Raw genomic sequence first — 11,856 nt, 5'->3', positions numbered from 1 at the left:
GAAAAGAGAGTTCTATTAAGAAGAGAGATTATGGTTAAACCTTACTTGAATTATGTAGAAAAATATGGTAATTTCTTAATAATTTTATAGTCGATATGGGGGGATAGATATGATAAAAAAACTTACAGAAGCAAATCGTAAGCAGCTTATGGAATTTATAGGGAAAAAACCTGCAGAGAATTTATTTATAATCGGGGATGTTGAGGCCTTTGGGTTTGAAAGTGATTTCCAAACACTTTGGGGTCAATTCAATGAGGCTAATGAGCTCGTTGCAGTACTATTAAGATATGAAAGTAATTATATTCCTTATGCAGAGGGAGTCTATGATGTAGAAGGCTTTGCTGAAATTATAAACAGTGATCCAAATATGCGCGAGTTATCAGGACTAAAAGAAGTAGTAGAAAAACTTGAGCCCTTGATTCCAAAGAAAAAGAAAACAAATAGCTCCTTTTACTATGCAAAATGCCAGAAGCTACTAGAAACAAAGAGTGATGATGAGTTAGCTCGTGTTGAAAGGTTAAGCTTAAATGAGCTTGTAGAAAATGTTGAGCTGTTAAAGGGTGTACCAGAGTTTCAAGCAAGTAATATTACTGTAGAATCCAAGAAGCGTATGATTGAAAATAACACTGGCCGTACATACTTTATTCGAGTAGATAAAGAGATGGCGACAACTGCTTCAACAACGGCAGAAAATAGTTCCTCAGCAATGGTTATTGCAGTTGCGACAAAGGAAAAATTCAAACGCAGGGGTCTTGCTTCAGATTGTATGATTAAATTATGTAAAGATCTTTTAGAAGAGGGAAAAGAGCTTTGTCTGTTTTACGATAATCCGGAGGCAGGAAAAATATATAAGCGTCTTGGATTTGAAGATATTGGCTTTTGGAATATGTATCGTTTTGAATAATCGAAAAAAGTAAATTAGTTATAATTGACACAATCAAATCCATTTCATATAATTTATTAGAAAATACGAATTTACCTATTATTGGTTTCGTATACTAATTTCTCATACTTTTAAAACAATGATGGAAAAAGTACGTTTATGCGTTTCGAACAGAAAGAGATTCCTAAGGCTGAAAGAATCTTACGTAAACCTTTAACGGAAAAGCTACTCCTGAGTGCAGCTAATCCCTGACGTTCACTTACGTTACAGTGCTTGAGATATAAGTTTGGTTTCGTGAAAATGATTGATTTTAACTTTTAAATAGAGGTTAAAAAGAAATCGTTTCTCAGTTGAGTCGTAAAGGTGAAAACCTTTGACTTTAACCGACTTATAAATTAGGGTGGTACCGCGAATACAGTCTTCGTCCCTTCACTGGGATGAGGGCTTTTTATTTTGTTTAAAAATTGGCGGAATTAGCTATTGTTTTTGCGACACTTTGAACAAGCATCGCATATTTTCATGACTTAACCGGATTTTTATCCAAATCTGGTGAAAACTATCTACTATCATTGAATTTTGACACCATCATGTAAAAACAAATTAAATTAATTTTGGAGGTATTTTTAAGATGAAGGCATCAGATATTCGTAACAAATATTTAGAATTTTTTATTGAAAAAGGACATGCACAAGAACCCTCAGCACCATTAGTACCAATTAATGACGCATCATTGCTTTGGATTAACTCAGGTGTGGCAACATTAAAAAAATATTTTGATGGTCGTGTAATCCCGGATAATCCACGAATTACAAATGCTCAAAAATCAATTCGAACAAATGATATTGAAAATGTGGGGAAAACAGCTAGACACCATACATTCTTTGAAATGCTAGGAAACTTCTCCATCGGTGATTACTTTAAAAAAGAAGCTATTCACTTTGCATGGGAATTTTTAACGGATCCAAAATGGATGGGCTTCAATCCAGAACTTTTATCTATCACGATTCATCCAGAGGACCAAGAAGCATATGATATTTGGAGAAACGAAATTGGCATACCAGAGGATCGTTTAATTCGTATTGAGGGGAACTTCTGGGATATCGGTGAGGGTCCATCAGGTCCAAACTCAGAAATTTTCTACGATCGTGGATTAGAGTATGGGAATGATGAAAATGATCCTGAGCTATATCCAGGTGGAGAAAACGAACGCTATCTTGAGATTTGGAATTTAGTATTCTCACAATTCAACCATAATCCTGATGGCACATACACACCACTTCCAAAGCAAAATATCGATACGGGTATGGGTCTTGAGCGTATGGCATCTGTTGTTCAAAATGTACCAACAAACTTTGATACAGATTTGTTTATGCCAATTATCAAGAAAATTGAAGATTTTTCAAACCGCGGCTACAAACGTCCTGGTGAAATTGACTTAAAAGAAATCTTCGGTAGTGAAGAAGATGTGAATACACCGTTTAAAGTAATCGCAGACCATATTCGTACGGTTGCTTTTGCAATTGGAGATGGAGCACTACCATCAAATGAAGGACGCGGTTATGTATTACGCCGTTTATTACGTCGTGCGGTTCGTTATGCTAAACAAATTGGAATTGAAAAGCCATTTATGTTTGAGCTAGTTCCAACTGTTGGAGAAATTATGAAGGACTTCTACCCAGAGGTAAAAGAAAAAACAGAATTTATCCAACGTGTTATTAAAAATGAGGAAAATCGATTCCATGAAACACTTGATGGTGGATTGGCGATTCTTTCAGAGGTTATTAAAAAAGAACAAGCTGCTGGATTAAATGTGATTCCAGGTAGTGATGCCTTCCGTCTATATGACACATATGGTTTCCCTGTTGAGCTTACAGAGGAATATGCACAAGAAGCTGGTATGACAGTTGACCATAAAGGCTTTGAATCAGCAATGGAGGAGCAACGTGAACGTGCTCGTGCAGCTCGTGCTGATGTGGATTCAATGCAGGTTCAATCAGAAGTTCTTGCTAACTTAAAGCAAGAATCGAATTTTGTTGGCTATGATACATTACAAACGGAAACCAAAGTAGTCGCATTGGTTGCAAATGGTCAAATCGTTGAGACTGCTTCTGAAGGTGAAGAGATTCTTGTTATTTTAGCAGAAACACCTTTCTATGCTGAAATGGGTGGTCAGGTTGCTGACCATGGAACAATTGAAAACGACACATTTAAGGCTTTTGTAAAAGATGTACAAAAAGCGCCAAATGGTCAATCACTTCATACGGTTGTAATTGAATCTGGTGAAATGAACTTAAATGACAATGTAGTGGCAAGGGTTGATCGTGATGTGCGAAACCTAGTTGTGAAAAACCACACAGCTACACATATTATGCAACGTGCATTAAAAGATGTATTAGGTGACCATGTTAACCAAGCAGGTTCTTATGTGGGTCCAGATCGTCTACGCTTTGACTTCTCTCACTTTGGTCCAGCAACAAAAGAAGAGATTGAAAAAATTGAACGTATTGTTAATGAAAAAATTTGGGATGATATTGAAGTAGTTATCGAAGAAATGCCAATCTCAGAAGCGAAAGCAATGGGAGCTATGGCATTATTCGGCGAGAAATATGGTGATCTTGTTCGTGTTGTTCAAGTAAGTGACTACTCTGTTGAGCTTTGCGGTGGTATCCATGTTAAACGTTCATCAGAAATTGGTTTATTCAAAATCGTTTCTGAGGCAGGTATTGGGGCAGGAACGCGACGTATTGAAGCTGTTACTGGAAAAGCTGCTTACGAGGCTGTTAAAGAAGAACAACGTATTTTAGAAGAGTCTGCTGGACTTTTAAAGGCAAATCCAAAAGATTTAGTGGCACGTGTTGAAAATCTACAGCAAGAGTTAAAGGAACAGCAACGCGAAAATGATGCTCTATCCCAAAAAATTGCTAATTCTCAAGCAAGCGCAGTACTTGATGCTGCTCAAAAATTGGGAGATGTAACAGTTTTATCGACAAAAGTTGATGCGAAGGATAATAATCAACTACGTCAAATGATGGATGATTTAAAAGGGAAATTAGATAAAGCTGTCATTGTACTTGGAGCTGTTGATGGTGACAAAGTAATGATTTGTGCTGGAGTATCGAAGGACCTAGTTGGAGGAAACTATCACGCAGGCAATATCGTGAAAATAGTGGCTGAAGCTTGTGGTGGTAAAGGTGGCGGTCGTCCAGATATGGCGATGGCTGGTGCGAAGGATGCTTCCAAACTTGAAGAAGCATTAGTTTCTGTGTATGATTACGTTAAATCATTCTAATTTCACCTCAATAGAAGAGTGAAATTTTCATATTGCAAATTTACTTCATGTAAAAAATGGTAAGAATACCATTCCAATATTTGATTGCAAACAATAATAAGTTATAATAAAGAAAACGGGGATGTAGTACGTCGTTGCATTTCCTAATTTCTGAAAGCGAGGTGCTGGTCTTGAGTTCGTTTGATAAAACAATGAAATTTAGTTTCCCAGAAGAATCAATGGAACAAGAAGTAAAGCAAGTGATGCTGAAGGTGTACTCTTCACTAGAGGAGAAGGGGTATAATCCTACAAATCAAATCGTAGGGTATCTTTTATCTGGTGATCCGGCATATATCCCTCGCCATCAGGATGCAAGAAATCTAATACGTAAGCTTGAGCGAGATGAAATTCTTGAAGAGCTAGTAAAGTTTTATATTAAGATGAATAACGAGGCATAAAAGTAACTATGAGAATCATGGGTTTAGACGTAGGTTCAAAAACAGTCGGCGTTGCAATTAGTGATGCGTTAGGCTGGACAGCACAAGGAATTGAGACTGTAAAAATTAACGAAGAATCAGGCGATTTTGGTATTGACCGTATAAAAGAGCTTGTGAAGGAATATGCTGTTACCGAATTTGTGGTAGGTTTTCCAAAGAATATGAATAATACAGTCGGCCCTCGTGGAGAAGCCTCTAATAATTATAAAGCATTATTAGAAGAAACCTTCCAATTACCTGTTAAACTGTGGGATGAGCGATTAACAACTATGGCTGCAGAGCGTATGCTTATCGAAGCTGATGTTAGCCGTAAAAAGCGCAAACTAGTAATCGACAAGATGGCGGCTGTAATGATCCTACAAGGATATCTAGATAGTAAGAACTAAGTTTCAATTTCTTGAAAGTTAATTCTTTTGCTCCTCGAGTTTGAGGCATGGGCAAATGCCAATGACCGAAGTTTATCGTACAAGGCAATTATTATATCCTTGAGCAAGTTAACATCAAATTGTAACAAGCTCAAGGGTTATAGCTTGCTGCAAACGTGTATGACAGTGTAATATATTCACTGCTTGTTAACGAGTAACAAAGAGCAAATAAACTTTCGCACTAGAGATGTAGCAAAGTTAAAAATTAATGAAGAGGTGACCAATAATGGTACAAGAACACGATCACGAACAACGAAATATTACAATCGTAGACGAAAATGGTAACGAGCAGTTATGCGAAGTAATCCATACTTTCGACTCAGAAGATTTTGGTAAATCATATGTACTTTATTCTTTAGTTGGTGCAGAAGAAGATGATGAAGGCCAAATCGAAATCTTTGCTTCTGCGTTTACTCCATCAGAAAACGGTGAAGACGGAGAATTAGAACCGATCGAAACTGAAGCTGAATGGGATTTAATTGAAGAAGTTTTAAACCAACTTGAAGATCAATTAGACGAAGAAGAAGAATAATAACTAAATGAAAAGGTAGGCGTAAATTTGCCTACCTTTTTTAGCTTATAGAAGCATATGTTTTTAAAAAATACCTTGAAGTTGTAACAGGTGCTTTGCCTCTTTTTGGCCGAGCTGTTTTTCTCCTCTTGCTGATAAGAAGCAGCAAATTTAGGGGATTGATATAAAATAATACTGCTATTTGCAAAGATATTATTAATCAAAATATGGAGGTGCCTAATATGGATGAGCAAAATTTTAAAATTCAATTAGAGGATGGTACAGAACAAGAGTGTAGAGCGATTATTACATTTGATAGTGATGACCATTCTTATGTGTTATATTCAATAGTTGATGAGGCTGGAAATGATAGCGAGGAAGTGTCAGCACTTCGTTTTGAGTTAGATGAGAACGGTCAAATGACAGATTTCACATCTCTGGAAACAGAAGAAGAGTGGGAAATGGTAGATGAAGTCCTAAACACCCTAATCGCTGAATTTGGAGATGGCGAAGAAGATTTCTTTACCATTTCAGATGAAAACGGTAAAGAGGTTGTGTGTGAAGTAATCCATCGTTTTGAATTAGAAGAGTTTAATAAATCCTATATTCTTTATACTTTTGCAGACCAAGAAAATATGGAAATCGGCGAGATTTTTGCAGCCTGCTATATTGCGGGTGAAAAAGGTGAAGTTCAAGACCTATTACCGATCGAAACTGATGAAGAATGGGAAAAAGTTGAACAAGAGCTAGCATCGTTAAATCAAAAATAAAATGAATAAGGCTGGTCGAAAAAGTATTAGTAAAATACTTTTCGACCAGTTTTTTGTTTTCCGCGCGATTGGTTCTTGCTGAACATAGAGGATGGTTTTGAGGGAGTGTGTGCTTTGGAAAGGTGGGGCGAGTTTTTTGTTACCGCGTGGAGAGAGAAACTGTTTGAATCGTAGTAATAGAGTGTGCTTTGTTACCGTGTGGAGAGAGAAACTGCTGGGATCGTAGCAATAGAGAGTACTTTGCTACCGTGTAGAGAGAGAAATTGGTTGAACCGTAGCAATAGAAAGCACTTTGCCACCATGTGGAATGAATTACTGGTTGGAACGTCGCAATAGAGGAAGTTTTGCTACCATGTGGAGAGAGAAACTGCTTGGATCGTAGCAATGACACATGCATTGCTACCTGGTGAATCGAGAAACTGCAAGGAAAGTAGTAATAGAAAGTGTTTGGTGCAATAGGCTACATCTAAGTTTATTGCACCTGTCGCAAGCTTTCGGCGTAGGTAAAACCCGTCACATCTGAAGATGTGGCGGGTTTTGTTGTCACCATTTGTATTTTCTTGTATCATATTAGGGAGATGTTAGGGGGTACGTTGGTGGATAATAATAATGAATCTAAAAAACAAGAGATGATTGAAAAGATGACGATACGTAAAAAAGAAGGACGAGTTGTTCGTCGGATTGTAACGATAGTGACGTTGGTTATTTTATTGGTTGTTGGGATTGTAGGAGTTAGTGGTTATTTTTATGTGACTTCTGCACTTGAGCCGGTTAATCCGGAGGCTACTACTGAAATTCCATTAGAAATTCCGATGGGATCGGGAATCTCGACAATTTCGTCTATTTTAGAAGAAAACGGTATTATTAAAAATGCACGTATTTTTAAATACTATACAAAATTTAAGAATGAATCGAATTTCCAAGCCGGTGATTATATAATGACTCAGTCTATGACACTTGATGAAATTATCGAAAGCTTAAAAACTGGGAAAGTATACCGTGAGCCTGTATTTACAGTAACAGTTCCAGAAGGGTTAACGTTGGATCAGATTTCAGGGATTATCGAAAAAAATACGCAATACTCTGCTGAGGAGTTTTTGACATTAGTCAACAGTACTGAATTTATCCAAAATATGATGGGTACTTATCCTGACCTCATTACCGAGGAGATCTTAAATGGAAGTATTCGTAATGCATTAGAAGGTTACTTATATCCTTCAACTTATTCATTCTACGAAGAAAATCCATCATTACAGGAAATTGTGGAAACGATGATTTCATTAACCAATGATGTCGTTATGCAGTACGCAAGTATACTAGAAGAGAAAGAGATGACAGCACATCAACTTCTAACTTTTGCTTCATTACTTGAGGAAGAAGCTACAGCTCAGACAGACCGTGAAACAATTGCTAGTGTCTTTTATAATCGCCTAGATATTAATATGCCATTACAAACCGATCCAACTGTTTTGTATGCATTAGGCTCTCATAAAGATCGTGTACTTTATGAAGATTTAGAGGTGGATAATCCATATAACACTTACGTGATTCAAGGATTACCTCCAGGGCCGATAGCAAATGCCGGAAAAATTTCCATTGAAGCGACACTTAATCCGACCGATACGGATTATTTATACTTCCTAGCTGATGCTGAAGGAAATAATCATTTTGCCAAATCGTATGATGAACATTTACAAAATATCAATAAGTTTTTAAATCAATAAAAGATAAAACACTTTAGAAGGAAACGAGTATATTTATTATTTCACGAAAAGTTTAGAAAGCTAGCTTTTCATCCAGTGAATAATAAAGATTTATTCGCTTTCCTTCTATTTTCATGATATTATAAGTTGTGTTTTTTTAGGATGAAGTAGATTGTAAATCTCTATTTTTAATCTCCTACCATAAATAAAATATAAATTCTTCAATATAAAGGGGTTCACATGAATGGAAATTTCTAACACGTACATAGAATCCTTTATTCAGCCTCGTAATGAATTATTGATGGAAATGGAAACGTATGCAAAGGAGCATCATGTGCCGATTATGCAATTATCGGGTATTGATGTATTAAATCAGCTGCTACGTATTCAAAAACCATCTAGTATATTAGAAATAGGGACAGCCATTGGTTATTCTGCGCTACGCATGGCGATTACTTTACCAAACTGTACAATTGTTACTGTTGAAAGGGATTCAGAACGAGTTGATCTTGCAAAGCAATTTATTGCACGCTCAGAAGCAGCGAATCGTATTACAGTGATTGAAGGAGATGCATTAGAAGTAGATGTAGAAAGTATTCAATCTAGCTTTGATGCTGTTTTTATTGACGCAGCTAAGGGTCAATACATGCGCTTTTTTAAAAAGTATTCTCCTTTAGTACCCTCGGGCGGTATTTTATATATCGATAATATGTACATGCATGGATTATCTGATTTAGATATCAAAGAAGTCCCAAGGCGGAAAAGAACAATGATTCGCAATTTGAAAACCTTTGCTGATTGGATAATGGCACATCCAGATTATGATAGTACATTTTTCCCTGTCGGCGACGGCTTACTAATTTGTTTGAAGAGGTGACGAATTATGAAAAAACCTGAATTATTAGTGACACCAAAGTCTGTAGATCATATAAGTGCATTGATCGAGATGGGCGCAGACGCTTTTGTTATAGGTGAACACCAATTTGGTTTACGTCTAGCAGGTGAGTTCTCAGTAAGTGACGTGGAAAAAGCAACGAAGCTAATCCATGAGGCTGGAAAAAAAGTATACGTTGCAGTTAATGCTATTTTCCACAATGATCGTATTGATGCTCTTGATAATTATTTAAAAGAAATGCAACGAATTGGTGTTGATGCATTAATTTTCGGCGACCCAGCCGTGGTAGTAGCAGTTCGTGAATTAGAAATCACGATACCTCTACATTGGAATCCGGAAACAATTGCGACGAACTGGTTCCAAGCAAATTATTGGTATGAACGAGGAGCAAAACGTACAGTCCTTGCTCGTGAACTTTCATTAGATGAAGTAATTGAGATTAAAGAAAATGCACAGCCAGAAATTCAAGTTCAAATACATGGAATGACATGTATGTTCCAATCTAAGAGATCCTTATTAGGGAACTATTTCTTATACCGTGATGAAGTAATGGAAATAGAAAATCGTAAGGCAAATAAAAATATGTTCTTACATGACAAGGAACGTAAAAATAAATACCCGATTTTTGAAGATGTAAACGGAACACATATTTTTTCTCCAAATGATATGTGTCTAATCGATGAATTAACAGAGCTTTTCGAAGCGGGGATTGATTCCTTAAAATTCGATGGTGTTCTACATACTGAAGGTTACATCAACACGGTAACTAATTGTTATCGACAAGCTATTGACGCATATTTCGATACCGGTGAAGATGCTTATGATGATATTAAGGACGAGCTTTTAGAGAAAATTGAAGAAATTCAACCAGAATTACGTCCACTCGATACAGGCTTTATCTTCAAAGAAACAGTTTATTAGAAAGGAGAACCTTGCCTTGTTACAGCTAATAGAAAACGAAAAAATTCGTGAAACCGTAAATGGTAAACGTGTTATTACTAAAAAACCTGAGCTACTAGCACCTGCTGGAAGCTTAGAAAAGTTAAAAGTTGCTGTTCATTATGGTGCTGATGCTGTATTTATTGGTGGTCAAGAATTTGGCTTACGTTCAAATGCAGGCAACTTCTCCATCGAAGAAATGCGTGAAGGTGTTGAGTTTGCGAAAAAATATGGTGCTGTTATTTATGTAACAACTAATATTTTTGCACATAATGAAAATATGGCTGGCTTAGAGGAGTATTTACAAGCAATTGAAGGTGTCGGTGTAAGAGGTATTATTGTTGCAGACCCTTTAATTATTGAAACTTGTCGCAGCGTGGCACCGAAACTAGAAATCCATCTTTCAACACAGCAGTCATTATCGAATTGGAAAGCTGTGAAGTATTGGAAGCAGGAAGGACTGCATCGTGTTGTTTTAGCACGTGAGGTAGGTGCAGAAGAAATGTTCAAAATGAAGGAAGAGGTAGATATTGAAATCGAAGCCTTCGTTCATGGTGCGATGTGTATTGCTTATTCAGGTCGTTGTGTATTATCAAATCATATGACAGCTCGTGACTCAAACCGTGGCGGCTGCTGTCAATCATGCCGTTGGGATTATGATTTATATGAAGAGGTTGATGGTGGGGAAAAGGCTTTATTTAACGAAGATGACGCACCATTTGCAATGAGTCCAAAAGACTTGAAGCTGATTGAGTCTATACCACATATGATTGAGCTTGGGATTGATTCGTTAAAGGTTGAAGGTCGCATGAAATCAATTCACTATGTGGCAACTGTTATTTCTGTTTACCGTAAAGTAATTGATGCTTATTGTGCAGATCCGGATAATTTTAAAATTCAAAAAGAGTGGCTTGAAGAATTAGATCGTTGTGCAAACCGTCCAACGGCATCAAGCTTCTTTGAAGGTGAGCCAGGCTACGAGCAGCAAATGTTTGGTGACCATGCCTCTAAAATGAAATGGGATTTTGCAGGTCTAGTTCTTGACTATGACCAAGCTACACAGATGGTTACTCTACAGCAGCGTAATTACTTTAAAACTGGAGATACAGTTGAGTTCTTTGGTCCTGATATTGAATCCTTCAAATTAACGGTTGGTCAAATTTGGGATGAAAAAGGTAATGAGCTAGAAATTGCTAACCATCCATTACAAATTGTAAAATTTAAGTGTGAGCGTCCGTTGTTCAGCTACAACATGATGCGAAAGGAGAATATTTAAATGTCGAAAAAGCGCCCTTTAGTAATAGGGATTGCAGGCGGTTCATGTTCTGGAAAAACGAGCGTGACTCATGCCATCTATGATGTCTTTCGTGAGCATTCCGTGGTTGTAATTGAACAAGATTACTATTATAAAAATCAAAGTCATTTAACTTTTGAAGAACGTCTAAAAACAAACTATGATCATCCGCTAGCGTTTGATAACGATTTATTATTAGAGCATGTTAACAGCTTATTACAAAGACAAGCTATTGATAAGCCTGTTTATGACTATGTAAATCACACACGTGCAGATGAGGTCATCCATGTAGATCCAAAGGATGTTATTATCCTAGAGGGAATCCTTGTATTAGAAGATAAACGATTAAGAGATTTAATGGATATTAAATTATTTGTTGATACAGACTCAGATTTACGTATAATTCGTCGTATTGAGCGAGATATTAAGGAACGAGGCAGAACAATAGATTCTGTTATCGATCAATATTTAACGGCTGTTCGTCCAATGCACAATCTATTCATTGAACCAACTAAAAGATATGCAGATGTTATTATCCCTGAAGGTGGAGAAAATGAAGTTGCAATTGATTTAATGGTAACAAAAATTAAAACAATTCTTGAAACTACAACAATTGTGTAATATGATGAGTGAGTATTGGAATTAATTAGTATAAAAAAATATTGCGATTA

At 36.6% G+C, this 11,856-nt stretch carries 11 protein-coding genes; all 11 read left to right on the top strand.

What is annotated here, in order from left to right; genetic code table 11:
• The first annotated feature begins 109 nt into the window (after positions 1-109).
• The 11 genes from LG296_RS12285 to udk all read left to right on the top strand — a co-directional run bounded on the left by LG296_RS12285 (position 110) and on the right by udk (position 11,806).
• On the top strand, positions 110-904 hold the full coding sequence (locus tag LG296_RS12285; RefSeq protein WP_107934564.1) for a GNAT family N-acetyltransferase: 795 nt from the start codon (positions 110-112) through the stop codon (positions 902-904).
• A 607-nt stretch (positions 905-1,511) separates the two neighbouring features.
• Positions 1,512-4,172 carry an alanine--tRNA ligase gene (alaS, locus tag LG296_RS12280; protein WP_107934563.1) on the top strand — a complete coding sequence of 887 codons (2,661 nt, stop codon included), beginning with the start codon at positions 1,512-1,514 and terminating at the stop codon, positions 4,170-4,172.
• A gap of 170 nt (positions 4,173-4,342) precedes the next feature.
• Positions 4,343-4,609 (top strand): IreB family regulatory phosphoprotein, encoded by a 267-nt coding sequence (locus LG296_RS12275; protein WP_107934661.1) that lies wholly within the window; start codon positions 4,343-4,345, stop codon positions 4,607-4,609.
• A gap of 8 nt (positions 4,610-4,617) precedes the next feature.
• Entirely contained in the window at positions 4,618-5,034 is a 417-nt protein-coding gene (gene ruvX / locus LG296_RS12270) for a Holliday junction resolvase RuvX (RefSeq protein WP_107934562.1), read from the top strand.
• Between the two features lie 265 nt (positions 5,035-5,299).
• Positions 5,300-5,605 carry a DUF1292 domain-containing protein gene (locus tag LG296_RS12265; RefSeq protein WP_107934561.1) on the top strand — a complete coding sequence of 102 codons (306 nt, stop codon included), beginning with the start codon at positions 5,300-5,302 and terminating at the stop codon, positions 5,603-5,605.
• 221 nt (positions 5,606-5,826) lie between these two features.
• Complete coding sequence (locus LG296_RS12260) at positions 5,827-6,354, top strand: DUF1292 domain-containing protein (protein WP_107934560.1); 528 nt, start codon at positions 5,827-5,829, stop codon at positions 6,352-6,354.
• A gap of 578 nt (positions 6,355-6,932) precedes the next feature.
• A complete protein-coding gene (gene mltG / locus LG296_RS12255; RefSeq protein WP_107934559.1) occupies positions 6,933-8,078 on the top strand; it encodes an endolytic transglycosylase MltG in 1,146 nt (381 codons plus the stop codon).
• A 223-nt stretch (positions 8,079-8,301) separates the two neighbouring features.
• Positions 8,302-8,934, top strand: a complete 633-nt coding sequence (locus LG296_RS12250; RefSeq protein ID WP_107934558.1) for an O-methyltransferase — start codon at positions 8,302-8,304, stop codon at positions 8,932-8,934.
• Positions 8,935-8,940: 6 nt separating this feature from the next.
• Positions 8,941-9,873, top strand: a complete 933-nt coding sequence (locus tag LG296_RS12245; RefSeq protein ID WP_107934557.1) for a peptidase U32 family protein — start codon at positions 8,941-8,943, stop codon at positions 9,871-9,873.
• 28 nt (positions 9,874-9,901) lie between these two features.
• The gene (locus LG296_RS12240) at positions 9,902-11,167 is read left to right on the top strand and encodes a U32 family peptidase (RefSeq protein WP_181417924.1); all 1,266 of its coding nucleotides are present in this window, start codon (positions 9,902-9,904) and stop codon (positions 11,165-11,167) included.
• On the top strand, positions 11,168-11,806 hold the full coding sequence (gene udk / locus LG296_RS12235) for a uridine kinase (protein WP_107934555.1): 639 nt from the start codon (positions 11,168-11,170) through the stop codon (positions 11,804-11,806).
• Positions 11,807-11,856 lie beyond the last annotated feature (50 nt).

Origin of the sequence: Ureibacillus chungkukjangi (assembly GCF_044795995.1) — a bacterium.
GTDB classification, from domain to species: Bacteria; Bacillota; Bacilli; order Bacillales_A; family Planococcaceae; genus Ureibacillus; species Ureibacillus chungkukjangi.
The sequence above is the reverse complement of the archived record's forward strand: the minus strand, read 5'-3'. Positions and strand labels throughout refer to the sequence as shown.

Coding starts and splice junctions, on each gene's coding strand:
- LG296_RS12285 (WP_107934564.1), top strand. CDS start 110: ATGATAAAAAAACTTACAGAAGCAAATCGTAAGCAGCTTATGGAATTT.
- alaS (WP_107934563.1), top strand. CDS start 1,512: ATGAAGGCATCAGATATTCGTAACAAATATTTAGAATTTTTTATTGAA.
- ruvX (WP_107934562.1), top strand. CDS start 4,618: ATGAGAATCATGGGTTTAGACGTAGGTTCAAAAACAGTCGGCGTTGCA.
- LG296_RS12265 (WP_107934561.1), top strand. CDS start 5,300: ATGGTACAAGAACACGATCACGAACAACGAAATATTACAATCGTAGAC.
- LG296_RS12260 (WP_107934560.1), top strand. CDS start 5,827: ATGGATGAGCAAAATTTTAAAATTCAATTAGAGGATGGTACAGAACAA.
- mltG (WP_107934559.1), top strand. CDS start 6,933: ATGTTAGGGGGTACGTTGGTGGATAATAATAATGAATCTAAAAAACAA.
- LG296_RS12250 (WP_107934558.1), top strand. CDS start 8,302: ATGGAAATTTCTAACACGTACATAGAATCCTTTATTCAGCCTCGTAAT.
- LG296_RS12245 (WP_107934557.1), top strand. CDS start 8,941: ATGAAAAAACCTGAATTATTAGTGACACCAAAGTCTGTAGATCATATA.
- udk (WP_107934555.1), top strand. CDS start 11,168: ATGTCGAAAAAGCGCCCTTTAGTAATAGGGATTGCAGGCGGTTCATGT.